Below are 23,324 nucleotides of genomic sequence, written 5' to 3'. Positions count from 1 at the left end.
GAAGGTCGTCCGGTTGCCGCGTTTCGGGCCGGGTGCCTCGCCATGCTGGGGCTCACCAGCGAGCGAGGAGCGTGCGGTGAGCGAGCAGGACGGGTACGACGGCCGCGGCGGGCTGCGGTACGAGGACCCCTGGTACGACGCGGTCGCCTCCGGCAGCCTTGAGCCGGAACCGCCGGGCGACGCCGCCGGTCCAGCGCGCAGGAACGCTCCTGCGCAGGGCGCCGTCCCGTGGCACGCACAGCCCCTGCCGCCTCTCGCGCCCCGGCCGGCGGACGCTGACGACGCCGTGCCCGCCCCCGGGACGCCGGGGCCGCCCGTGGCGGGCGCCGGGCACGGCCCGAGGACGCACCGCCCGGACGCGGGGCCGGACGCCGGGGCCGCCCCGGGGACGGACCGGCGCCCGCCGGCCGCCACCCTGCCGCCCGACGCGCGCGCCGCCGTCTACCTCGCGGTGCACCGCAGTTCGGCGTTCCAGCAGGTGCGGCGGAGGCACCGCGGGTTCGTCTTTCCCGTCACCGCCGCCTTCCTCCTGTGGTACCTGGCCTACATCGTCACGGCCACGACGCTGCCCGGCCTGATGGCCCGTCCGGTCGGCGGCGGGCCCGTGAACATCGGCATGCTGGCAGGACTGGCGCAGTTCCTCACCACCGCCGTGGTGACCTGCGCCTACGCCTGGCACGCCCGGCTGCGCCGCGACCGGCTCGCGCTGGAGCTGCGCTGGGAAACCCAGCAGCGCACCCGGGAGGCGGTCCAGTGAACTGGAACGACGACCGGCTGCCCGCGATCGTCCTGTTCAGCGTCTTCGTCGCCGTCACCCTGGCCATCACCACGTGGGCCGGACGGCGGCGGCAGGGCTCGCCGGAGGAGTTCTACGCGGGCGGGCGGCTGTTCTCGCCGATGGAGAACGGGTTCGCCCTGTCCGGCGACTACATGTCCGCCGCCTCCTTCCTCGGTATCGCCGGGATGATCGCGCTCTACGGCTACGACGGCATGGTGTACTCCGTCGGCTTCCTCGTCGCCTGGCTCGTCGTGCTGCTGCTCGTTGCTGAGCTGGTGCGCAACTGCGGCCGGTTCACGCTGGCCGACGTGCTGGTCTCACGACTGCGCGAACGACCCGTACGGGTGGCCTCGGGCACGGCGTCGGTGCTCGTCTCGCTGCTGTACCTGGTGGCGCAGATGGTGGGCGCCGGGACGCTCGTCACGCTGCTGCTGGGCGACACCGTCGGGGCCGCGGGCACATGGACGGTCGTCGGTGTCGGCGCGCTGATGGTCGTCTACGTCGTGTGCGGCGGCATGCGGGCCACCACCTGGATCCAGATCGTCAAGGCCGTCCTCCTCATGGGCGGTGCGCTCACCCTGACCGTCCTCGTCCTGCTGCGTTTCGGCGGCGACCCGGCTTCCCTCCTGGCCGGGGCCGCCGAACGCAGCGGGCACGGCGACGCCTTCCTCGCCCCGGGCCTGCTCTTCGGGCAGGACTGGACCTCGCGCGCCGACTTCATCAGCCTCGGCCTCGCGCTGGTGCTCGGCACGGCCGGGCTGCCGCACATCCTGTCCCGCTTCTACACCGTGCCGACGGCGCGGGCCGCGCGGCGCTCGGTCATCTGGGCGGTCGGGCTCATCGGCAGCTTCTACCTGATGACGATCGTGCTCGGCTTCGGGGCGGCCGCGCTGCTCGGTTCCGGCACCGTGCGGGCCGACAACGCGGCGGGCAACACCGCGGTGCCGCTGCTCGCGCGGTTCCTCGGCGGCGGGGCGGGCACGGCGGGCGGCACGGTGCTGTTCGCGGTGGTCGCCGCGGTGGCCTTCGCGACCATCCTCGCCGTCGTCGCGGGCATCACGCTCGCCTCCTCCGCTGCCATCGCGCACGACCTGTACGGCTCGCTCAGGCAGCGGCCCCGGCGGGGTGGACGGGGCGTGCGGCACCGGCCCAGCGAGGTGGCCGTCGCCCGGGTGGCGGCCGTGGGGATCGGCGCGCTGGCCATCGGGCTCGGGCTGCTGGCCCAGAACCTCAACGTCGCCTTCCTGGTCGGCCTCGCCTTCGCCGTCGCGGCGTCCGCGAACCTGCCGGTGCTGCTGTACACGCTGTTCTGGCGCCGGTTCACCACCCGGGGCGCGCTGTGGGCCGTGTACGGCGGGCTCGTGCCCGCGCTGGCCCTCGTGGCCCTCTCACCCGTGGTTTCCGGCCACCCGGACTCGCTGCTCCCCGGCCTCGACTTCGCGCTTTTCCCGCTGCAGAACCCCGGCATCGTCTCGATCCCGCTGGGCTTCGTGTGCGGGTGGCTGGGCACGCTGACGGACCCGGGGCGGCCGGACCCGTTCCAGCAGGCGGAGACAGAGGTCCGCGCGCTGACGGGCGCGGGCGCGGTGTAGTGCCCCCCGGTGCCGTCGCGGAGCCCGGCGCGCGCTCCCGGCCCCCGGCTTCCCGTCACGCGAGTGCGTCGTCGCCTGCCGCTCGGCCGCGCGTCATGGCCGCCTGTGCGGAGGGGGCCGGGATTCCATCCGGACGGCGCGCACGCGGGCCTGCGGGGCGGGAGGCGTCCCACAGCTCGCGGGCGTGGGCGGGCCGGGGGCGGCGGCTACGGTGACGTGCCACGTGCGGCCGTCGCGGTGGCTGACCGTTACCGTGTCGTCGGTCCCGGTGACGGACAGCGCGTCGATGTCCGTCTCACCGGTCGCCTCGCGCACCGCCAGCTCCGCGGCCTGTCCCGGTTGGTCCCACGCGGAGCGGCCCCGGCAGTGGTCCAGGACGACGCGGCCGCGCCGTACCGCCGTCAGCACGCTCTTCACCAGCGGCGCGTCGGCCCGCCCGTAGGCGTATCCGTACGGCAGCACCAGCAGCGTGGGGGAGAAGCGGTGACCGCCGATGTGGGTGATCTCCCAGACGTTCGCGCCGCCGGACGCCGCCAGCTCAGCGGCCAGCGGACGGCCCAGCACGGCACAGCAGCGGTCGCGGCGGCCGTTGGTGCACACCAGGGCGAGCGGGTCACCCCGGTACGGCTCACCGAGACCGGTGTGGTCGCCGGTGCCGAGCGCGGGGAAGTCGAGTGCGGCCAGCGCGGCGGGGTCCGTGGTGTGCCAGGCGCGCAGCCAGGAGCGGCCGGGCACGGTGTGAGCGAGGTAGACGCGGCGCCGGGTGGAACCACCGTGGTCCGCGTGCCGGCCGGGGCGGCGGATGAGTGCGACGCGCACGCCAGTGCCCTCGGCCGCCGTGGCCAGGGCGTGCGCCGCGGCGGGGTCCAGGTGGCTGTCGTGCGGCGCGTTCGCACCCCACGGGCCCGGCTGTTCCAGCAGCAGCCAGGTGCGGGCTGTCGCCGCGGTGGCCGCGAGTGGTTCGTCCCCCAGCAGGGAGGCGAGGGCGCAGGTCGTCACAGAGGCGAGCGTAACCTCCGTTACGATCGACTGCTGTTCCACGACAGGGAGGGCACCAGGTGGTCACGCAGCGCATTCCGGTCATCGTCCTCGCCGGTTTCCTCGGCTCCGGCAAGACGACTCTGCTGAACCACCTGCTGCGCAACCGGCGGGGCGTGCGCATCGGTGCCGTCGTCAACGACTTCGGCTCGATCGAGATCGACGCCATGACGGTGGCCGGACAGGTTGACTCCATGGTGTCGCTCGGCGACGGCTGCCTGTGCTGCGCGGTGGACACCGGCGACCTGGACGACACGCTGGACAAACTGGCGAGCCCGGCCGCGGGCATCGACCTCATCGTCATCGAGGCGAGCGGCCTGGCCGAGCCGCAGACACTTATCCGGATGCTGCTGGCCAGCCGTGATCCGCGCATCACCTACGGCGGCCTGGTGGAGGTGGTGGACGCGGCCGAGTTCGACGCCGTGCGCCGCCGCCACCCGGAGCTGGAGCGGCACGTGCGGGTCGCCGACCTGGTGGTGCTGAACAAGACGGACCGCGTCACCGCCGCCGAGCGTGCGGCGCTGCGGGCACGGCTCACCGAACTGGCCGACGGCACCCCCGTGGTGAGCGCCGAGCACGGGCGCCTCGACCCGGAGCTGCTGTTCGACCGGGACGCCGCGCGGCAACGTGAACAGGCCGTGCGTCAGCTCTCCTTCGAGGACCTGTGCGCTGGCGACGACGGCCATGCCCACCCGCACACCGCCTACGACACCGTGGCCTTCACCGCCGGCCCCCCGCTCGATCCGCGCCGCCTGCTGACCTTCCTCGACCAGCGCCCGCCCGGGCTGTACCGGCTGAAGGGCTACGTGCGGTTCAGCGGCGACGGCGGGCAGCAACGCTGGACGGTGCACGCCGTGGGCGGTTTCCTGCGCTTCACGCCGGAGCCGTGGCCCCGGAGCGGGAGGCGGGCGACCCAACTGGTGCTGATCGGTGCCGGAATCGACACCGACGCCCTGCACGCGGGCCTGACGGCGTGCGCCTCGCCCGATCCGGACGCCGACCGGGCGGACCCGAGCAGCATGTGGGGCGTACTGCGGTACGTGGACATGCCGGACGCGGGCGACGACGCCGGGGCCGAGACCGAGGAGCCGGACGAGACCTCCGCCCCCTGCGACACCGACTCCTACGACACCGACTCCTACGACACCGGCCCCTGCGACACCGCCCCCTACGACACCGGCCCCTGCGACGACACCGGCTCCGCCACCGACGTCGCCCCCGACACCGCCGGATACGCGGACGCCGCCCGGGACTGACCCCGGGCGGCGCCCACCGCGCTCACCGCCTACCGCGGCTCACAGCGGCCCGCCCAGCACGTCAACGGCGCCCTGGAGCGGCACGCCCGAACCGTCGCGGCGCGGGTCCAGCTCCGGGAGCTTCGCCCAAGCGCCCGTCTTCGTCGCCGCACGGGCCGGTGCGGGCCCGGCCCAGGCCAGCGTCAGGCAGTCCTCCCCCTTGAGGAACCGCTGGCAGCGGACACCGCCGGTGGCGCGGCCCTTGCGCGGGTACTGGTCGAACGGCGTGAGCTTGGCCGTGCCGAGCTCGTCGGCCAGGGTGCCCCGCGACCCGGCGGCGGTGAAGACGACGGCGTCGGCCGCCGGGTCCACCGCCGTGAACGAGATGACCCTGGCGTTTGGCCCCAGCTTCATTCCGGCCATGCCGCCCGCCGCCCGGCCCTGCGGGCGCACTTGGCCCGCCGGGTAACGCAGCAGCTGGGCCTCGTCGGTGATGAACACCAGGTCCTCCTCGCCGGTGCGCAGCTCCACCGCGCCGACCACGCGGTCACCCTCCCGGAGGGTGATGACCTCCAGTTCGTCCTTGTTGGCCGGATAGTCGGGCACCACGCGCTTGACCACGCCCTGTTCGGTGCCGAGCGCGAGGCCGGGGGAGGACTCGTCGAGCGTCATCAGGCACAGCAGCGACTCGTCGTCGGCCAGGCTGAGGAACTCCGACACCTTGGCGCCGCCCGACAGGCTGGGTGAGGCGCCCGTCTCCGGCAGCTGCGGCAGGTCCACGACGGACAGGCGCAGCAGCCGTCCGGTGGAGGTGACGGCGCCGACCTCGCCGCGCGCGGTGGCGGGGACGGCGGAGACGATCACATCGTGTTTGACGCGTTTGGCGCTCTCGTTGAACGCGGCGCCCTCCGGTGCGGTGCGGGCCAGCAGGCCAGTGGAGGACAGCAGCACGCGGCACGGGTCGTCGGCGACCTGGAGCGGCACGGTGGCGACCGGTGCGCCGCCGGACTCCAACAGCACCGTGCGCCGCTCGGTGCCGAACTTCTTCGCTACCGCGGCCAGTTCGGACGAGACCAGCTTGCGCAGCTCGGCGTCGGACTCCAGGATGCGGGTGAGCTCCTCGATCTCCTGGCCCAGCCGGTCCCGCTCGGCCTCCAGCTCCAGCCGGTCGAAGCGGGTGAGGCGGCGCAGCGGGGTGTCGAGGATGTACTGCGTCTGCACCTCCGACAGGCCGAAGCGGGCGATCAGCCCCTCCTTGGCCTCGGCGGCGTTGTCACTCGCGCGGATGATGCGGATGACCTCGTCGATGTCAACGAGCGCCACCAGAAGTCCCTCGACCAGGTGGAGCCGGTCGCTGCGCTTGCGGCGCCGGAAGGTGCTGCGCCGCCGTACCACCTCGAACCGGTGGTCAACGTAGACCTCCAGCAGCTCCTTCAGTCCGAGCGTGAGCGGCTGCCCGTCCACCAGGGCCACGTTGTTGATGCCGAAGGACTCCTCCATCGGCGTCAGCTTGTAGAGCTGTTCCAGCACGGCCTCGGGGTGGAAGCCGTTCTTGACCTCGATGACCAGCCGCAGCCCGTGCTCGCGGTCGGTGAGGTCCTTGACGTCCGCGATGCCCTGCAGACGCTTGGCGTTGACCAGGTCCTTGATCTTGGAGATGACCTTCTCCGGGCCGACGGTGAACGGCAGTTCCGTCACCACCAGGCCCTTGCGGCGCGCTGTGACCTGTTCCACCTCCGCCGTCGCCCGGATGCGGAAGGTGCCGCGGCCCTTGGTGTAGGCGTCCTTGATGCCGTCCAGACCCACGATCCGTCCGCCGGTGGGCAGATCGGGGCCCGGCACGAACCGCATCAGCGTCTCCAGGTCGGCACCCGGGTGCTTGATGAGGTGGCGGGCCGCCGCGATGATCTCGCCGAGATTGTGCGGCGGCATGTTCGTCGCCATGCCGACGGCGATGCCCGAAGCGCCGTTGACCAGCAGGTTGGGGTAGGCCGACGGCAGCGCCACCGGCTCCTGCTCGCTGCCGTCGTAGTTGGGCGCGAAGTTGACCGTCTCCTCGTCGATCGACTCGACCATGAGCCCGGCCGCCTGGGCGCTGCGGCACTCGGTGTACCGCATGGCCGCCGGCGGGTCGTCGTTGCCCAGGGAGCCGAAGTTGCCGTGCCCGTCCACCAGCGGGACCCGCATCGAGAACGGCTGCGCCATGCGCACCAGGGCGTCATAGATCGCCGAGTCACCGTGCGGGTGCAGCTTGCCCATCACCTCACCCACCACGCGGGCGCACTTGACGTAACCGCGCTCGGGCCGCAGGCCCATCTCGTGCATCTGGTAGAGGATGCGCCGGTGCACCGGCTTCAGCCCGTCCCGCGCGTCGGGCAGGGCACGGGAGTAGATCACCGAGTACGCGTACTCCAGGAAGGAGCCCTGCATCTCGTCCACGACGTCGATATCGAGGATGCGCTCCTCGAAATCCTCCGGCGGTGTCTTGGTGCTGCGGCGGGCCATCGCGGCTGCTGCTCCTTCGCTGGCTACGGTCGCGCGGCCGGACGCCGGGCCGGGAGGGACCGGGCGCCCCGAGCGGACGTGCGGGTCTGACGCGGACCATTGTGGACCCAGCCGCCGACATCGCCCGCCGCCACCCCGCCTGGCGCGTGCCCGCAGCCCCTCGGCTCACCGCCGGGACGTGCCGTCCACACCGGGGAACGGACCACCGGAGGCCCAGGTGAATCACCGGGAACTTCGCGAAGGGCCCGCGCGCTTGCATAGAGTGACAGGGGCGCCCCCGACCGGTCGGCCCGCTGCCACCCACGCCGTCACGGCCCGCGCCCCGGAGCCATCGTTCCACGCACCACCCATTACCGACCCTCCGCAACAACCCACGCAGACCGCCCGCGACACCGCACATCAACCGCCTCACTTCGCAACGCCACACCGCCAACGAAGGGACTTGCCGCCCATGGGCCCCACGGCCACACCTCCGCCCGACACGGGAGTGCTGACAGCGACCGAACACCGGCTGGCCAACGGCCTGCGCGTCGTGCTCTCGGAGGACCACCTCACGCCCGTCGCCGCCGTCTGCCTCTGGTACGACGTCGGTTCGCGCCACGAGGTCAAGGGCCGCACCGGCCTGGCGCACCTCTTCGAGCACCTGATGTTCCAGGGCTCCGCGCAGGTGCCAGGTAACGGGCACTTCGAACTCGTCCAGGGAGTCGGCGGTTCGCTCAACGGCACCACGAGCTTCGAGCGCACCAACTACTACGAGACCATGCCGGCCCACGAGTTGGAGCTGGCACTGTGGCTGGAAGCCGACCGCATGGGCTCGCTGCTGACCGCCCTGGACGAGGAGTCCATGGAGAACCAGCGCGACGTGGTGAAGAACGAGCGCCGCCAGCGGTACGACAACGTGCCGTACGGGACCGCGTTCGAGCAGCTCTTCGCTCTGGCCTACCCCGAGGGCCACCCGTACCACCACACCCCCATCGGCTCCATGGCCGACCTGGACGCGGCCTCCCTGGAGGACGCCCGCCAGTTCTTCCGCACCTACTACGCGCCGAACAACGCGGTGATCGCCGTCGTCGGCGACATCGACAGCGAGCAGACACTCGCCTGGATCGAGAAGTACTTCGGCAGCATCCCCTCCCACGACGGCAAGCAGCCGCCCCGGGACGGCTCGCTGCCCGAGGTGATGGGCGAGGAGCTGCGCCGCACCGTCGAGGAGGACGTGCCCTCCCGCGCGCTGATGGCCGCCTACCGGCTCCCGCACGACGGCACCCGCGAGGCCGACGCAGCGGACCTGGCGCTCACCGTGCTCGGCGGCGGCGAGTCCTCCCGTCTGTACAACCGCCTGGTGCGCCGCGACCGGCTGGCCGTCACCGCCGGGTTCGGGCTGCTGCGGCTGGCTGGCGCGCCGTCGATGGGCTGGCTGGATGTGAAGGCGTCCGGCGACGCCGCGTCGGCCGACATCCAGGCCGCGATCGACGACGAGCTCGCCCGGTTCGCCGCCGAGGGGCCGACACCGGAGGAGATGGAGCGCGCCCAGGCACAGCTGGAGCGCGAGTGGCTGGACCGCCTGGCCACGGTCGGTGGCCGCGCCGACGAGCTGTGCCGCTACGCCGTCCTCTTCGGCGACCCGCAGCTCGCGCTGACCGCCGTCCAGCGCGTGCTGGAGATCACCCCACAGGAGGTGCGGGCCGTGGCCGCCGCCCGGCTGCGCCCGGACAACCGTGCCGTCCTGGTCTACGAGCCAACCGGTGGCGCTCAGGCGGCCGAGGACGACACCACGCAGGAAGGGGCCGCGCAGTGAGCGACGCCACCACCACCGCCACCACGCCCGCCATGACGTTCCACCCGCGCCCCGTGGGCGGGCAGCCCACCCCGTGGAACTTCCCCGCGCCACAGCGGGACGCGCTGCCCAACGGGCTGACCGTTTTGCACTGCCACCGCCCGGGCCAGCAGGTCGTAGCCGTGGAGATCAACCTCCGCGCGCCGCTGGAGGCCGAGCCGGCCGGGCTGGACGGCGTGGCCACGATCATGGCACGGGCGCTCAGCGAGGGCACCGACAAGCACACGGCTGAGGAGTTCGCGGCGGAGCTGGAGCGCTGCGGCGCCACGCTGGACGCGTTCGCCGACCACCCTGGCATCCGGGTGTCGCTGGAGGTGCCCGCCTCCCGCCTGACGAAGGCGCTCAGCCTGCTCGCCGACGCCCTGCGCGCTCCGGCCTTTCCGGAGGCCGAGGTCGCCCGGCTGGTGGCGAACCGGCTCGACGAGATCCCGCATGAGCTCGCCAACCCCGCCCGGCGGGCGGCCATCGCCGTGTCCGCCGAACTCTTTCCGGCCGACTCGCGCATGTCCCGCCCGCGCCAGGGCACCGAGGAGACGGTCCGGGGCATCGACGCCGCCGCCGTGCGGGCCTTCTACGAGGCCCATGTGCGCCCGGCGACCGCCACCGTCGTGGTGGTCGGCGACCTCACCGGGGTAGACCTGCGCGCCGCGCTGGACGACACGCTCGGCGCCTGGACGGGCTCGCCCGCCGAGCCGCACCCGGTGACCCCGGTCACCGCCGACGACACCGGGCGCGTCGTGATCGTCGACCGGCCCGGATCGGTGCAGACGCAGCTGCTGATCAGCCGCACCGGCGCCGACCGGCATGACGCGGTGTGGCCCGCGCAGGTCCTCGGCGTCTACTGCCTGGGCGGCACGCTCACCTCCCGCCTGGACCGCGTGCTGCGCGAGGAGAAGGGCTACACCTACGGCGTCCGCGCCTACGGCCAGGTGCTGCGCTCCACCCCGGACGGCAACGGCACGGCGCTGCTGGGCATCAACGGCTCGGTGGCCACCGACGTCACCGGGCCCGCGCTGGCCGACCTGTGGCAGGTGCTGCGCACGCTGGCGGCTGAGGGCCTGACCGACGACGAGCGCGACACGGCGGTGCAGAACCTGGTCGGCGTCGCCCCGCTGCGGTACGAGACAGCGGCGGCGGTGGCGTCCACCCTGGCCGATCAGGTCGAGCAGTTCCTGCCCGACGACTACCAGGCGCGGCTCTACCAGCGGCTGGCGGACACCGGCACGGTGGAGGCGACGGCGGCTGCCGTGGCCGCCTTCCCGATGGACCGGCTGGTTACGGTGCTGGTCGGGGACGCGGCGCAGATCGAGGAGCCGGTGCGGGCGCTGGGGATCGGGCCCGTGCGGGTCGTTCGCTAGGCGGGTCCCCGTCCCGCCCCGCCCCCGTCCCGGGACCCGGGGGCTCGGGACGGGCTGTAGGTACGGGGTCGTCCGGCAGGGGTCCGGTGGAATCATTTCCGCCGGACCCCTGCCGTGTGGGGCTGCTGGCTGTTGCGGCGGCAAAGCGAGCCCCGTGCCAGCGGTGGCGCCTGGCCTGCGGCGACACCTCGAAACGGGGGGCTGCCCCGAGGCGGGTGCGGGCTCCGGGTGGGGGGGATGACCGGTGAAAGGTGGGCCGTGACGCCGTGTGCACAGGTGGGCGTGACAGCAACCACAGAAAGCACGTGGCTGCCGGTAAAACCCTCGTGACAGTGGCCACAAAGAGTCCTGGAATCCTTGGGAAGCTCGCGTGACAGCGGCCACAGAAGGGCGGCCATTTTCGTGACCGCGGTCACGAGAACGCCGTCCCACGCGTGGCTGGAATGGGGTGGTGCGGGTCACCATTCTGGTCTGTCCGGCGCGGGAAGGCCGCAGTAGTTCAGGTGCTTGAAGCCGGTGGGGCAGCGCGCTTCGGCGCGGTATCAGTGGCGTCCTGACCTGCGAAAATAATGGACAGTCCAGCTTTGTGTGCCGGGTCTGGGTGCGCCCGGCGCGCGTGTGGCGTGGGCGACAAAACGCCCGTTTTTCTTGGCCGTGCGGAGATGTCCCGTTTAGCGTCGTTCTCGCTGTTCGTCAGAAGTGACCGCACCCGCGGCCGACGTCCAGTAATCGCCGAGTCCCCGCCCAGGGGAGCCGGGGACCCACTCAGTCCCATTGGGGTGAATCGGGCCGTGTGCCCGTAGGAGACCTTCCTGCTCCGAACCCGTCAGCTAACCCGGTAGGCGAGAAGGAAGGAAAGGAGCACGCCTGCATGGCGTTCACCCGCGTTACCGGCACGATCCGCCCTGCTCACGCTGTCCGCATGGGCACCGCTGCCGCCGCCGTGGCCGTCGGCCTGGCGGGTACCCTTGCCGCACCGGCTGCCGCCGCCGAGTTCAAGAACGGCTTCTCCGAAGCCGTCTCGCTCGGGCCGTCCCTCGCCGGTCACGTCCAGGCCCAGGCCGACGCCCAGCAGACCGCTGCCGAGGCCAAGGCGGCCGAGGCGAAGAAGGCGGCGAAGGCGGAGAAGGAGGCCGAGAAGAAGGCCGAGGCCGATCGCCGCAGCGACCGCGCCGACCGTTCCGCGGCCCGCGCCGCCTTCGTCGCCCCGGTCAAGGGCGGCAACGTGACCACCCCCTACAAGAGTGGTGGCGCCATGTGGTCCTCCGGCAAGCACAGCGGCATCGACTTCGCCGCGCCCACCGGTACCCCGGTCAAGTCCATCGGTGCGGGCACTGTCGTGACCGCTGGCTGGGGCGGCGCCTACGGCAACAACATCGTCGTCAAGCACGCGGACGGCACCTTCACCCAGTACGGTCACCTCTCGAAGATCGGCGTCACCCTCGGTGAGCAGGTCGGCAAGGGCGAGGAGATCGGCAAGGTCGGTTCGACCGGCAACTCCACGGGCCCGCACCTGCACTTCGAGGCCCGCACCTCCCCGGCATACGGCTCGGACATGGACCCGGTCAGCTACCTGCGCGCCAAGGGTGTCCCGCTGTCCTGACCCCGGGCTCGGCGCCGGTGCCCCGGCGCCCGCGCACGGGAACACCCCGCGCTCCCGCGTACGCGTTCGCGAAGGCCCTCCGGCACCCGCCCGCCGGAGGGCCTTCGGCGTTTTTCCGCCGCATTTCCAGCTGAGTATCGGAATGCGCTCCCTCGTGGAATACAGTGCGCAGCATCGGCATCACGAAAACGTGGGGACGACGGCGGAGGTCGGGGCATGCGCATTTCCGCGCACACGGTATGCACAGCGGTTCGGGACGACATCGTCTCCGGCGCTTTCCCGCCGGGCACGCGCCTCACCGAGGAACTGCTGGCGCGGCGCTACGGGGTGTCGCGGGTGCCGGTCCGCGAGGCGCTGCGCACGCTGGAGTCGGAGGGGTTCGTCACCACGCGGCGGAACGCGGGAGCCTGCGTCGCGCGGCTCTCCGAGCACGAGGCGGCCGACCTGCTGGACATCCGGGCGCAGCTGGAGCCCCTGGGCGCGGCCCGGGCCGCACACCGCAGGAGTGAGGCGCACCTGAAGGTGCTGCGCGGCCTGGTCCGGCTCGGCCGTGAGCGCACCCAGCTCGGCCACACCGCTGAACTGCGGCCTTTGGGGAACTGGTTCCACGAAACGCTCGCCCAGGCGTCCGGCAGCCCCACCTTCGCCGCGCTGCTGGTGCAGCTGCGGCGCAAGGTCACCTGGCTGTACGCGGCCGAGTCCGCCTACGGGGGAGAGCCCGTGGAGCGTGCCGCGGCGGTGTGGCGGGAGCACGCCGCGATCGTGGACGCCGTTGCCCGCCAGGACGCCGAAGCCGCCCGCGCGCTGGCCGCGGCCCACGTCGAGCGGGGCGATGCCCTGCGCCGTGCGCGCCGCGCGGTCGTGGTGAGAACGGCGAAACCTGTTGTCAACACAGCGCGCGGTCCCGTTTAACACGGCGGGTATACAAAGTGTGTAGGGGAAGCGTTCGCGCTGATTTCCCCTGTCGGATTCCAGAATCCCGCGCTGATCCGCAGAGGGAAAGTGTGCCGCAGTGCGCGCCCTCACCGGAATGACCCTGCGTGCGGGAGAAGAAAAGGCGGGTACGGGTGCCCGGAAGAACACCCGTACCGCCTTTTCGCGCGCGGCCGGCGGTCAGACCGTCTCGGGCAGCTCCTCCAGGCCCTCGCCGACGAGCTGGGCCAGGCGGTCCAGTGCCGCTTCGGCACCCTCGGCGTCGGAGGCGAGAACGATCTCGTCGCCGCCCTCAGCGCCGAGCCCGAGCACGGCGAGCATCGAAGCGGCGTTGACCGGAGCGGCGTCGCCCCTGGCGATGGTGACGGGGATGCCCGCGGCGGTCACGGACCGGACGAAGATCGAGGCGGGACGGGCGTGCAGCCCCTCGGCCCAGCCGATGTTGACGCGGCGCTCAGCCATGGTGATGCCCTTCGGTGGTGATACCTGTCTAGACCATTTTGACATGCGGCCTCCGCGCCCCCGACCGCCGCACAGTGCGCACGCCAGGCCCGTGCGCCGCCCGGATCCACGCGGCCTCACACGGCCGGGCCCCGCGCCGTACGCTGGGGCGCATGCAGACGCCCACCGAGCGCGCCTACCCCACCCACTGGGAAGCCGACGTGGTCCTGCGCGACGGCGGCACGGCCCGGATCAGGCCGATCACCACCGAGGACGCGGACCGCCTGGTGAGCTTCTACGAACAGGTCTCCGACGAGTCGAAGTACTACCGCTTCTTCGCGCCCTACCCGCGCCTGTCGGACCGCGACGTGCGGCGCTTCACCCAGCACGATTACGTGGACCGGGTCGGCCTGGCCGCCATCGTGGGCGGGGAGTTCATCGCCACCGTCCGCTACGACCGCATCGACGAGCTCGGCCGCCCCGCCTCCGCGCCCGCCGACCGGGCCGAGGTCGCCTTCCTGGTGCAGGACGCCCACCAGGGCCGTGGCGTCGCCTCCGCGCTGCTGGAGCACATCGCCGCCTGCGCCCGCGAACGTGGCGTGCGCCGCTTCACCGCCGAGGTGCTGCCCGCCAACACCAAGATGGCCAAGGTCTTCACCGACGCCGGCTATTCCCAGCAGCGCAGCTTCGAGGACGGCTCGCTCCACCTCACCTTGGACCTGGAGCCCACCGAGCGGTCGCTGGCCGTCATGCGCGGCCGGGAACAGCGTGCGGAGGCCCGCTCGGTGCAGCGGCTGCTGGCGCCCGGCTCCGTCGCGGTCGTCGGCGTCCGCCGCGGTCCGGGCGGTGCCGGGCGCACCGTGCTGGAATCGCTGGTCAGCGCCGGATACACCGGCCGCCTGTACGCCGTCAACGCGCGGCTGCCGCAGGGCGCGGACCGGCTGGAGGGGCTGCCCGACGTGCCCGCGCACCGCTCGGTGGGCGACATCCCCGAGCCGGTGGACCTGGCCGTCCTGGCCGTGCGGGCCGAGACGGTGGACGACGCCGTCACCGCCTGCGGCGAACACGGTGTGCAGGGCCTGGTGGTGCTCTCCGCCGGGTTCGACCGGGCCGCGCAGCGCGACCTGGTGCGCAAGGCCCGCTCCTACGGCATGCGCATCATCGGCCCGAACGCGTTCGGCGTCATCAACACCGCGCCCGACGTCCGCCTCAACGCCACCCTGGCGGGCCAGACGCCCGCGCGGGGCCGGATCGGCCTGTTCACCCAGTCCGGCGCCATCGGCATCGCCCTGCTGGCCGGGCTGCACCGGCGCGGTACCGGGCTGTCCACCTACGTCTCCGCCGGCAACCGCGCCGACGTCTCCGGCAACGACATGCTGCAGTTCTGGGATGACGATCCGGACACCGACGTCGCGTTGATGTACCTGGAGTCCATCGGCAACCCGCGCAAGTTCACCCGCCTGGTGCGCCGCACGGCACTGCGCAAGCCGGTCGTCGTGGTGCGCGGTGCCCGGCACAGCGGCAGCGCCCCGCCGCCCGGCCACGCCGCACCCGCGATGCGCGCCTCCGACGCCACCGTCACCGACCTGCTGCGCCAGGCCGGAGTGCTGCTGGTGGACACCTACACCGAGCTGATCGACACCGGGCTCCAGCTCGCCTTCCAGCCCCTGCCCGCCGGGCCGTGCGTGGCCACACTCGGCAACGCCGAGTCGCTGGGCCTGCTCACCTACGACGCCTGCCTCGCCCAGCGCCTGACCCCGCGCGACCCGCTCGACCTCACCATCGCCGCCACCCCCGGCGACTTCCACCGTGCCCTGTCCGCCGCGCTCGCCGACCCGGGCACGGACGCCGTCGTCGTCACCGCCATCCCGTGGGTGGAGCGCGACGGGGCGCAGGAGCTGGCCGAGGCACTGCACCGCGCCGCCGCCGGTTCCGGCAAGCCCGTCGCCGTCGCGCACACCGCGATCGACGGGCTGGAGGAGGCGCTCAGCGCCCGCCGCATCCCCGCCTACCCGACGCCGGAGCGGGCGGTGCGCGCGCTCGCCGAGGCGGTGCGTTACGGCCAGTGGCGGCGCGAGGCGGCGCAGCCCGGACGCGTCCCGGTCGATGGCGTCAACGAGGCAGCGGCCGCCGTGGCGGTGGCCCGCGCCCTGTACGGGACGGGCGCACCGCCGCAGCCCGCTGGGGCCACCGTCACCGCCCGCCCGCGCAGCCTCGCCCTCACCCCCGCGGACGCCGCCGCCCTGCTCGTCCACTACGGCATCGAGGTGCTCCCCGCCCGTCCCGCGCCCGACCCGGACGCCGCCGTCCGCGCCGCGGCCCAACTGGGCTACCCGGTGGCGCTGAAAACCACCGCACCACACCTGCGGCACCGCGCCGACCTCGGCGGCGTCCGGCTGGACATCGTCACCGAGTCCCAGCTGCGCCGCGTCTACGACGAGTTGACCGCGACCCTGGGACGGCCCGAGGAACTGCGACCGGTGATACAGGCCATGGTGCCGCGCGGGGTGGACACCGTGGTCCGGGCCACCGTGGACCCCTCCATCGGCACCGTGCTCGCCTTCGGCCTGGCCGGGCCGCCGTCCGAACTGCTCGGCGACGTCGCCCACCGGCTGGTGCCCGTCACCGACCGGGACGCCGCGGCCCTGGTGCGGGCCATCCGCTCCGCGCCGATGCTCTTCGGCTGGCGCGGCGCGCAGCCGGTGGACACCGCCGCGCTGGAAGAACTGCTGCTGAAGGTCTCCCGGCTGGTGGACGACCACCCCGAGATCGTCTCCGTCGAGCTGGAGCCCGTCGTCGTCGCCCCGCGCGGACTGACCGTGCTCGGGGCCGCCGTCCGCCTCGCCCCGCCACCGGCCACCACTGACCTCGGCCCCCGCCGGCTGTCCGCCTGGTGACGCCCCGGCGCAGGCCGCCGGAGCGGCACCGCCCGGGCCGTAGGATGGGCCGCATGGCGAAGATTGGAACGACGACGCAGGGGCTGCGGACGGCCATCGAACGCAGCGGCTACTACCCCGCCCTGGTGGCCGAGGCCGTGGAGGCCGCGGTGGGCGGCGAGCCCGTCAGCTCGTTCCTCGTCCACCAGGAGACCACCTTCGACGCCAACGAGGTCCGCCGCCACGTCACCGTCCTCGTCCTCACCGCGACGCGCTTCATCGTCAGCCACACCGACGAGCAGGCCGCCGACAGCAGCTCCCCGGTGCCCTACGCCACCACCTCCACCGAGTCCGTGCGGCTGGAGCGCATCTCCTCGGTGGTGCTCAGCCGGGTCGTGGCCAACCCCGAGTCCTACCAGCCCGGCACGCTGCCGCGCGAGGTGGTGCTCACCATCGGCTGGGGCGCGGTCAGCCGCGTCGATCTCGAACCCGCCGCCTGCGGCGACCCCAACTGCGAGGCCGACCACGGCTACACCGGCTCCACCACCGCCGACGACCTCTCGCTGCGCGTCAGCGAGGCCGGTGACGGGCCCGACACCGTGCGCCAGGCGCTCCACTTCGCGCAGAGCCTGTCCGAGGCCACCGTGGCCGCCCGCTGATGGCCCAGCCCGCCCCCGCCGACGCCCACTGGCCCGAACCCGCGCCGCTGGACCCGCGCACCGCGCCCGTGCCCGCCTACGGCACCGCCTCCCTGGCCGACGTGCTGCCCGCCGTCGCCACCGGGCTCGGCATCCCCGGGCTCGCGACGCGGCTGGACCTGCCGCCCGCCGACCGGGCCTGCGTCTTCCTCGTGGACGGCCTGGGCTGGGACGTGCTGCGTGCCCATCCCGAGCACGCGCCGTTCCTCACCTCGCTCCTGCCCAGCTCCACCGGCGGCAGCGGGCAGCCGCTCACCTCCGGTTTCCCCTCCACCACCGCCACCTCGCTGGCGTCCGTCGGCACCGGCCGCGTGCCCGCCGCGCACGGCCTGCCCGGGTACGCCGTACTCGACCCGGACAGCGGCGCGCTGATGAACCAGCTGCGCTGGCAACCGTGGACCGATCCCCACGCCTGGCAGCCCTACCCGACCGTCTTCCAGCTCGCGCAGGCGGCGGGCGTGGAGACGAGTCAGGTCTCCGCGCCGCACTTCGAGCACACCCCGCTCACCAAGATCGCGCTGTCCGGCGGCACGTTCCTGGGCCGCCTGTCCGGCGAGGACCGTATGGACCTGGCCGCCCAGCGGCTGGCCGCCGCCGACCGCTCACTGGTCTACACCTACTACGCCGACCTCGACGGCAACGGCCACCGCTACGGCGTTGACTCCGGCGCCTGGCGCGGCCAGCTCGCCTACGTGGACCGGCTCGCGCAGCGCCTCGCCGGGCAGCTCCCGCCACGCAGCGTGCTCTACGTCACCGCCGACCACGGCATGGTGGACGTTCCGGCCGGGCCCGAGGCCCGCTTCGACTTCGACGAGGACTGGGAGCTGAGCGCGGGGGTGCGCACGCTCGGCGGTGAGGGCCGCGCCCGGCACCTGTACGCCGTCCCGGGTGCGGCGTCCGACGTGCACGCCGTGTGGCGCGAGGTGCTGGCCGAGCACGCCTGGGTGGCCACCCGGGACGAGGCCATCGCGCTCGGCTGGTTCGGTCCGCCCGGCGCGGGCGTTGACGACCGCGTCTACGGCCGCATCGGCGATGTGGTGGTGGCGATGAACGGCTCCGCCGCTGTCGTCGCCACCACCACCGAGCCCAAGGAGTCCGCGCTGATCGGCATGCACGGCTCGGTCACGGCCGCCGAACAGCTCGTCCCGCTGCTGGAAGTCCGCACCTGACGACGCCGGGCGCCCGCGCCCGGAACCCCCGCCCCCTCCACCCCTTGGCCCCGACGACGAAAGGGCACGCCCGCCCATGCCTGAACTGGTCTTCTTCAGCGGCACGATGGACTGCGGCAAGTCCACCCTCGCCCTGCAGATCCAGCACAACCGGACCGCGCGGGGCCTGGTCGGCATGATCTTCACCCGCGACGACCGGGCGGGCGCGGGGCGGCTCTCCTCCCGCCTGGGCCTGGTGACCGACGCCGTAGAGGCAGGCGACGGCTTCGACTTCCACGCCCACCTCGTGCGCCACCTCACCGCCGGCGGCCGTGCCGACTACGTCATCGCCGACGAGGCGCAGTTCCTCACCGAGGAGCAGATCGACCAGCTCGCGCGTGTCGTGGATGACCTGGGCATCGACGTCTACGCCTTCGGTATCACCACCGACTTCCGCACCCGCCTGTTCCCCGGCTCCCAGCGCCTCATCGAACTGGCCGACCGGGTGGAGGTGCTGCAGGTCGAGGCGCTGTGCTGGTGCGGCGCCCGGGCCACGCACAACGCCCGTACCGTCGGCGGGCGGATGGTGGTGGAAGGCGCGCAGGTCGTGGTCGGTGACGTCGCCGGGCGGGACGGCGCGGACGGCTCCGGTGGCGGCCCGGCCGGGGCGGGCGGCGGTGGAGGTGACGTCGGCTACGAGGTGCTGTGCCGCCGCCACCACCGGCGCCGCCTCACCGCCGCCGCGCGGGCGGGAGCGCTGGCCCCCGACGTGCTGCCGCTGGACACGTCCACCGCCGTGCCGGGGCCGCGCCGCTGACCGGCCGCTTCGGCTGGTCGCTCGCGGTCCGCCCGGTTCAGCGCACCGGCCGGGTGACGGCGTCGCGCGGGTCGAGCATGTCGATGAGCGAGAAGTGTGCCCCCTCGGTGTCGGTGACGTGGACGAGGCGGCCGTAGGGCGAGTCGCGCGGCCCGTGCACCACGTGGCCGCCCAGTTCCTGCACCCGGCCTGCCGCCGTGTCGGCGTCGGCCACGGCGAAGTACGTCCGCCAGTGCGGGCCGAGGTCACGCGGCAGCGAACGGCCCAGGCCGCGAATACCGCCGATGGGGCGCCCGGCCACGCTGAGCGTCCGGTAGTCGCCCTCCCCGGCCTCCGGGGAATCCAGCGCCTCCGCCCGGAGCCCGAACACCCGCGCGTAGAACGGGCTGACCGCCGAACCGTCCTGGGTGAGCAGCTCGTTCCACACCGGCGTCCCGAGGCTGCCGTCAAAGGGGGCACCGGCGTGCTCGCCCGCCTGCCACACGCCGAACGCGGCGCCGCTCGGATCGGCGGCGAGGGCCATACGCCCGTCCTGCCCGGAATCCAGCGGGCCGACCCCGACGGTGCCGCCGCAGTCGCGCACCAGCGCACAGGTGACGTCGGCGTCGTCGCTGGCCAGGTACGGCAGCCACGCCACCGGCAGCGAGCGGCCCTCGGGCATCTCCCCGAGCCCCGCGACCTGCCGGTCACCGAACCGGGCCTGGACATAGGGACCGAGTGCGGCCGGGCCCTCCTCGAACTCCCAGCCGAACAGCTCGTGGTAGAACTTCTCGCTGGCGGCCAGGTCGTGCACCATCAGGCTCACCCAGCAGGGGGTGCCCGGGGTGAACCGGTCGGCTTCCTCGGTCATCTGCGGTCGTCTCCTTTGACCATCATCGTTGCGGTCGTGCAGTGCGCGCGGTGGGCGTGCGGCCGGGCGGCGCCGCCCGTGCGGTGCGCGTGTACGGATGCGTGCGGTGGGTAGTCATCGTCGCACTCTCCGACGAGAACGGGTACCCGGGCCGCGAGGGAATCCCGGTGCCACACCTCACGTTCCCGGTACGCCAGAATGCCCGCATGACAGCCCTCATCACGGCGAAGGACCTCCAGACCGAGCTGACCGGTGACGCCCCGCCGACTCTCCTGGACGTGCGCTACGAGGTGGGCGGGCCGCCCGGACGTCCCGCGTACGACGCCGGACACCTCCCCGGCGCGGTGTACATCGACCTCGACGCCGACCTGGCCGGGCCACCCGGCGCCGGTGGCCGCCATCCGCTGCCTCACCTGGCCGAGTTCGGCGCGGCCATGCGCCGGGCCGGGGTCCGCGCCCGCCACCCCGTCGTCGTCTACGACGGCGGCCAGGGCTGGGCCGCCGCCCGTGCCTGGTGGCTCCTGCGCTACACCGGCCACCCGGCGGTGCGGGTGCTCGACGGCGGCCTCGCGGCCTGGACCGGGCCGCTGACGACCAGGGCGCCGACGCCGTCACCCGGCGACTTCGCCCCCGAGCCGGGCGGCCTGCCACTGCTCGACGCCGCCGGGGCCGTGGCGCTGGCCGGGCGCGGCGTGCTGCTCGACGCCCGGAGCGCCGAACGGTACCGGGGCGAGGTGGAACCGATCGACCCCGTGGCCGGGCACATCCCGGGCGCGGTATCGGCGCCGACGGGGGACAACCTCAACGCCGACGGCACGTTCCGCCCACCGCGCGAGCTGGCCGAGCGGTTCGCCTCGCTGGGGGCGGTCCCCGGTACGGAGGTCGGCGTCTACTGCGGCTCCGGGGTGTCGGCGGCCCAGCAGGTGCTGGCGCTGACCCTCACCGGCGTCGAGGCGGCGCTGTACGTCGGCTCCTGGTCCCAGTGGTGCGCGGACCCCTCCCGCCCGGTGGCCCGCGCCTGACCGCCCAGCACGCCTCACCCCGCCGGTCCCGGGCGGGGGAGCGGCCGTCTGCCGTGCGGTGGCGCCACGGGGAGGTGTGCCCTTGTCCGGTATCCCCGGACGCCCCGGCCGCCGAGGCGCCTTCCGTGGCGGGAGACGCCCCGGCCGCCGACAACCGGAGCGGGGTGCGGGCGGGGCGGGTTACTCCTTCTTGCGGCGGGTGCCGAAGACGATCTCGTCCCAGCTGGGGACGGCCGCGCGGCGGCCCGGGCGGACGCCGTCGGCTTCGGCCTGACGGTCCGTCGTGCCGGTCAGCCGGTCCCGGTGGCCGCCGACCGAGCGCGGCATCAGCACGTCGGCGTACGCGGCGCCCGCGCTCGCGGCCGGGGCGGGCGTCTCCAGCGGCTCGCGGTCGTCCGCCGCGTCCGCATCCTCCGGCGCCGTGGCCGATTCGCCGTCGGCGGACGCCGGTTCGGGCACCACCATGTCGCCGCGGAAACTGGGCACGGCCTCCAGCAGGCTGGTGAGCGAGTCGCGCTCCTCGCGGTCGGGGTGCTCGGCGCGCTCCGGCCGCGTGGGGCCGCCGCTCCCGGCGTCGTCCCCGCCGCGCTCGCGCGGCAGCCGGGCGATGCGCGGGATGAACGGCATGCTCGGCTCGGGGGTGTCGTCGCTCTCGCCGATCAGGCCGCGTGCCTCGTCGTCGAGGGCCTGCACGAGCCGCCGCGGCGGGTCGTACGTCCAGTTCGCCGAGTGCAGTTCGCCCGCGACGCGGTAAACGAGCAGCACCTCCCAGGTGCCGTCGTCGCGCCGCCAGGAGTCCCAGCGCACGGTGTCCTTGTCGGCGGAACGTACCAGCAGGCGTTCGGTCACCGCGTCGCCGAGGAGCGGGCCGGTGTTCTCGCCGGGGCGCCGCACCGGTGTCTTTCTGGCGCGTTCGGCCATGAACGCGCGCTCGGCCAGTACGGGGCCCTCGAAGCGGCGGACCCGCTCCACGGGGATGCCGGCGAACTGCGCGACCTCCTCGGCCGTGGCCCCGGCTCGTATGCGGGCCTGGATGTCGCGGGGGCGGAGGTGGTTTTCGACCTCGATCTCGATCTGCCCGAGCCGGGCCCGGTCGTTGCGGACGGCGGCGCGCAGCCGCTCGTCGATGGGGAGGGTGTACTCCGTGTTGTCGGCAGCCTTGAGCACCAGCCGTGTGCCGTCGTTGCTGACGGCCACGACACGCAGTTCGGGCATGGGAACCTCCCGGATGGTGCCTGCCGACGTCACGTGCGTCGCTGCTCCCGCTAGACGAGTGTGGCCTGCCCGGGGTGCAGCCTGCCACTACCTTTGCCGACTTGCCCGGCGTGTCCGGCCAGCCCACCGGCCCACTGCTGTGACACGGTGACCGTTTGGCCACCCAGGGTGACAGATCCTCTCATGTTCTGCCACACCGGCCGGGCAGGCCGAGGCCAGGATGCGACACTACTCCATTAGAGCCATCCGGGGTGGTTCGGCGCGCCGCCGGTCTCGTGGACCCGGAGGGGAGTTGGCGTGATCCAGGGATAAATCCGCCTTCCCCGTGCCGCCGTCCGGCGTGGCGGTGTTCACAGAAGCGGCGGAATCGGAACTCATGGCACCGGTCGGACGGTCCCTCATGTGTGCCCAGTGGAAAAGACGTGCGACCTGAGGCGGAGATGGACAAGAAGTCGGACACGGCAGAACGGCCCGGCGGCGTCGGGCAGCGGGACGGGGAGCCGTCCCGTGAACGCGCCATCGACCTGACGCTGCCGCAGGTGGCCGCCAGCGCGGTGGCCGCGGTGATCGCCGCGGTCGTGGCCGGCCAGCTCGGTGTCTACGGCACGTTTATCGGCGCCGGGGTGATGAGCCTCGTCGCGACGACCGGCGGGCCGCTGTTCCAGCACCTGTTCCGGCGGACCGGGCAGCAGGTGAAGCAGGTCACGGTGGTGGCGGTGCGCAAACCGGGGGCGGCCGCGCGTCCCACGTCGGTGGCGGCGGACACGACGCGGCCCGTGCCGCTGGCCGAGGGCACGGTCCCGGTGGAATCCGGCGCCTTTGAAGCTTCCGGGGCTCCCGCGTCCAGCGCCCTTCGGCGCGGCTGGAAGCGGATGCTGCTGCCCGCCGTGCTCGTGTTCGCCGTAGCCGTTACCGGACTGACGGTGTATGAACTGGTCAGCGGCGACAGCGTGTCCGGCGGCAAGGGCGCTTCCACCTCGGTCGGCCAGGTGTTCGGCTCCGGCTCGTCCGGTAGCGCCGACACCGAGCAGGAAGCCCCGCGCCAGCAGGACGACCAGCCAAAGGGCTCGCAGTCGCCACCGGAGTCACCCGGCGAGGCACCCAGTTTGGCGCCCGGCGAGACCCAGCCGACGCCGGACCCGCAGGACGGTGCGGGCACGCCCAGCACCGCACCCGGTGACCAGGAGGACGCCCCGGACGACGGCTCCGGGCAGTCCGCCACACCGGCGCCGACACCGGACCCGGGCGAGGGCGCCGCTACCGGCGACCCGGACGGCTCCACCGGCACCGGCGGCGAGAGCGCGGACACGGCGCGGCCGGACGACGGTGGCGGCACGGAGCAGGACCCGTCCGCCGGGCAGGCCCCGTAGCGTGCCCG

General features: G+C 73.6%; 18 protein-coding genes and 1 riboswitch. Of the genes, 13 read left to right on the top strand and 5 right to left on the bottom strand.

Annotated elements, in window-relative coordinates:
• Window positions 1–76: 76 nt before the first annotated feature.
• Both JJV70_RS23445 and JJV70_RS01595 read left to right on the top strand, forming a co-directional pair.
• On the top strand, window positions 77–757 hold the full coding sequence (locus JJV70_RS23445; RefSeq protein WP_374227223.1) for a DUF485 domain-containing protein: 681 nt from the start codon (window positions 77–79) through the stop codon (window positions 755–757).
• The gene (locus JJV70_RS01595; protein ID WP_308294635.1) at window positions 754–2,370 is read left to right on the top strand and encodes a cation acetate symporter; all 1,617 of its coding nucleotides are present in this window, start codon (window positions 754–756) and stop codon (window positions 2,368–2,370) included. Before JJV70_RS23445 ends, JJV70_RS01595 begins: the two co-directional genes overlap by 4 nt.
• Before the next feature lie 93 nt (window positions 2,371–2,463).
• Here the strand turns inward: JJV70_RS01595 and JJV70_RS01590 are convergent, their stop codons facing one another.
• Window positions 2,464–3,369 (bottom strand): sucrase ferredoxin, encoded by a 906-nt coding sequence (locus JJV70_RS01590; RefSeq protein WP_219045655.1) that lies wholly within the window; start codon window positions 3,367–3,369, stop codon window positions 2,464–2,466.
• A gap of 59 nt (window positions 3,370–3,428) precedes the next feature.
• Here JJV70_RS01590 and JJV70_RS01585 point away from each other — a divergent pair, with 59 nt between their 5' ends.
• Window positions 3,429–4,664 (top strand): GTP-binding protein, encoded by a 1,236-nt coding sequence (locus JJV70_RS01585; protein ID WP_308294633.1) that lies wholly within the window; start codon window positions 3,429–3,431, stop codon window positions 4,662–4,664.
• A 39-nt stretch (window positions 4,665–4,703) separates the two neighbouring features.
• Here JJV70_RS01585 and JJV70_RS01580 read toward each other — a convergent pair whose 3' ends face one another.
• Window positions 4,704–7,148, bottom strand: a complete 2,445-nt coding sequence (locus tag JJV70_RS01580; RefSeq protein WP_219045654.1) for a DNA topoisomerase (ATP-hydrolyzing) subunit A — start codon at window positions 7,146–7,148, stop codon at window positions 4,704–4,706.
• Between the two features lie 451 nt (window positions 7,149–7,599).
• On the opposite strand from JJV70_RS01580, the gene JJV70_RS01575 reads away from it, so the two are divergent.
• From JJV70_RS01575 to JJV70_RS01560, 4 genes are all read left to right on the top strand, one after another.
• Window positions 7,600–8,946, top strand: a complete 1,347-nt coding sequence (locus tag JJV70_RS01575; protein ID WP_219045653.1) for a pitrilysin family protein — start codon at window positions 7,600–7,602, stop codon at window positions 8,944–8,946.
• Window positions 8,943–10,343: a pitrilysin family protein gene (locus JJV70_RS01570; RefSeq protein ID WP_308294632.1), complete on the top strand. Its 1,401-nt coding sequence runs from the start codon at window positions 8,943–8,945 to the stop codon at window positions 10,341–10,343. Before JJV70_RS01575 ends, JJV70_RS01570 begins: the two co-directional genes overlap by 4 nt.
• Window positions 10,344–11,063: 720 nt before the next feature.
• Window positions 11,064–11,203, top strand: a riboswitch (cyclic di-AMP (ydaO/yuaA leader).
• A gap of 11 nt (window positions 11,204–11,214) precedes the next feature.
• Entirely contained in the window at window positions 11,215–11,946 is a 732-nt protein-coding gene (locus JJV70_RS01565; RefSeq protein ID WP_219045652.1) for a M23 family metallopeptidase, read from the top strand.
• Between the two features lie 216 nt (window positions 11,947–12,162).
• Window positions 12,163–12,858, top strand: a complete 696-nt coding sequence (locus JJV70_RS01560; protein ID WP_219045651.1) for a GntR family transcriptional regulator — start codon at window positions 12,163–12,165, stop codon at window positions 12,856–12,858.
• A 201-nt stretch (window positions 12,859–13,059) separates the two neighbouring features.
• Here JJV70_RS01560 and JJV70_RS01555 read toward each other — a convergent pair whose 3' ends face one another.
• Window positions 13,060–13,341: an HPr family phosphocarrier protein gene (locus JJV70_RS01555; RefSeq protein WP_219045650.1), complete on the bottom strand. Its 282-nt coding sequence runs from the start codon at window positions 13,339–13,341 to the stop codon at window positions 13,060–13,062.
• A 152-nt stretch (window positions 13,342–13,493) separates the two neighbouring features.
• Between JJV70_RS01555 and JJV70_RS01550 the strand changes: the two genes are divergently transcribed.
• From JJV70_RS01550 to JJV70_RS01535, 4 genes are all read left to right on the top strand, one after another.
• A complete protein-coding gene (locus tag JJV70_RS01550; RefSeq protein WP_219045649.1) occupies window positions 13,494–16,217 on the top strand; it encodes a bifunctional GNAT family N-acetyltransferase/acetate--CoA ligase family protein in 2,724 nt (907 codons plus the stop codon).
• 53 nt (window positions 16,218–16,270) lie between these two features.
• The gene (locus tag JJV70_RS01545; RefSeq protein ID WP_219045648.1) at window positions 16,271–16,855 is read left to right on the top strand and encodes a DUF5998 family protein; all 585 of its coding nucleotides are present in this window, start codon (window positions 16,271–16,273) and stop codon (window positions 16,853–16,855) included.
• Window positions 16,855–18,063 (top strand): alkaline phosphatase family protein, encoded by a 1,209-nt coding sequence (locus JJV70_RS01540; RefSeq protein ID WP_219045647.1) that lies wholly within the window; start codon window positions 16,855–16,857, stop codon window positions 18,061–18,063. Before JJV70_RS01545 ends, JJV70_RS01540 begins: the two co-directional genes overlap by 1 nt.
• A gap of 76 nt (window positions 18,064–18,139) precedes the next feature.
• Window positions 18,140–18,859 (top strand): thymidine kinase, encoded by a 720-nt coding sequence (locus tag JJV70_RS01535; RefSeq protein ID WP_219045646.1) that lies wholly within the window; start codon window positions 18,140–18,142, stop codon window positions 18,857–18,859.
• Window positions 18,860–18,896: 37 nt separating this feature from the next.
• On the opposite strand, the gene JJV70_RS01530 is transcribed toward JJV70_RS01535, so the two are convergent.
• Window positions 18,897–19,709, bottom strand: coding sequence for a VOC family protein (locus tag JJV70_RS01530; protein WP_219045645.1), 813 nt, complete (start codon window positions 19,707–19,709; stop codon window positions 18,897–18,899).
• 206 nt (window positions 19,710–19,915) lie between these two features.
• On the opposite strand from JJV70_RS01530, the gene JJV70_RS01525 reads away from it, so the two are divergent.
• A complete protein-coding gene (locus JJV70_RS01525) occupies window positions 19,916–20,731 on the top strand; it encodes a sulfurtransferase (RefSeq protein WP_219045644.1) in 816 nt (271 codons plus the stop codon).
• A gap of 180 nt (window positions 20,732–20,911) precedes the next feature.
• On the opposite strand, the gene sepH is transcribed toward JJV70_RS01525, so the two are convergent.
• The gene (sepH, locus tag JJV70_RS01520; RefSeq protein WP_219045643.1) at window positions 20,912–21,979 is read right to left on the bottom strand and encodes a septation protein SepH; all 1,068 of its coding nucleotides are present in this window, start codon (window positions 21,977–21,979) and stop codon (window positions 20,912–20,914) included.
• A gap of 389 nt (window positions 21,980–22,368) precedes the next feature.
• Between sepH and JJV70_RS01515 the strand changes: the two genes are divergently transcribed.
• Window positions 22,369–23,316, top strand: coding sequence for a hypothetical protein (locus tag JJV70_RS01515; protein WP_219045642.1), 948 nt, complete (start codon window positions 22,369–22,371; stop codon window positions 23,314–23,316).
• The last annotated feature ends 8 nt before the right edge of the window (window positions 23,317–23,324 follow it).

Origin of the sequence: Streptomyces sp. JJ66 (assembly GCF_019303495.1) — a bacterium.
Taxonomy (GTDB): Bacteria; Actinomycetota; Actinomycetes; order Streptomycetales; family Streptomycetaceae; genus Streptomyces.
Note: the sequence above shows the minus strand (reverse complement) of the source record. Positions and strands in the feature narration are given on the sequence as shown.

What these genes read in the sequence shown, in the direction of transcription:
- JJV70_RS01545 (WP_219045648.1), top strand. Translation starts at nt 16,271, where the DNA reads ATGGCGAAGATTGGAACGACGACGCAGGGGCTGCGGACGGCCATCGAA.
- JJV70_RS01525 (WP_219045644.1), top strand. Translation starts at nt 19,916, where the DNA reads ATGACAGCCCTCATCACGGCGAAGGACCTCCAGACCGAGCTGACCGGT.
- JJV70_RS01530 (WP_219045645.1), bottom strand. Translation starts at nt 19,709, where the DNA reads ATGACCGAGGAAGCCGACCGGTTCACCCCGGGCACCCCCTGCTGGGTG.
- JJV70_RS01550 (WP_219045649.1), top strand. Translation starts at nt 13,494, where the DNA reads ATGCAGACGCCCACCGAGCGCGCCTACCCCACCCACTGGGAAGCCGAC.
- JJV70_RS01575 (WP_219045653.1), top strand. Translation starts at nt 7,600, where the DNA reads ATGGGCCCCACGGCCACACCTCCGCCCGACACGGGAGTGCTGACAGCG.
- JJV70_RS01580 (WP_219045654.1), bottom strand. Translation starts at nt 7,148, where the DNA reads ATGGCCCGCCGCAGCACCAAGACACCGCCGGAGGATTTCGAGGAGCGC.
- JJV70_RS01560 (WP_219045651.1), top strand. Translation starts at nt 12,163, where the DNA reads ATGCGCATTTCCGCGCACACGGTATGCACAGCGGTTCGGGACGACATC.
- JJV70_RS01540 (WP_219045647.1), top strand. Translation starts at nt 16,855, where the DNA reads ATGGCCCAGCCCGCCCCCGCCGACGCCCACTGGCCCGAACCCGCGCCG.
- JJV70_RS01565 (WP_219045652.1), top strand. Translation starts at nt 11,215, where the DNA reads ATGGCGTTCACCCGCGTTACCGGCACGATCCGCCCTGCTCACGCTGTC.
- JJV70_RS01535 (WP_219045646.1), top strand. Translation starts at nt 18,140, where the DNA reads ATGCCTGAACTGGTCTTCTTCAGCGGCACGATGGACTGCGGCAAGTCC.
- JJV70_RS01555 (WP_219045650.1), bottom strand. Translation starts at nt 13,341, where the DNA reads ATGGCTGAGCGCCGCGTCAACATCGGCTGGGCCGAGGGGCTGCACGCC.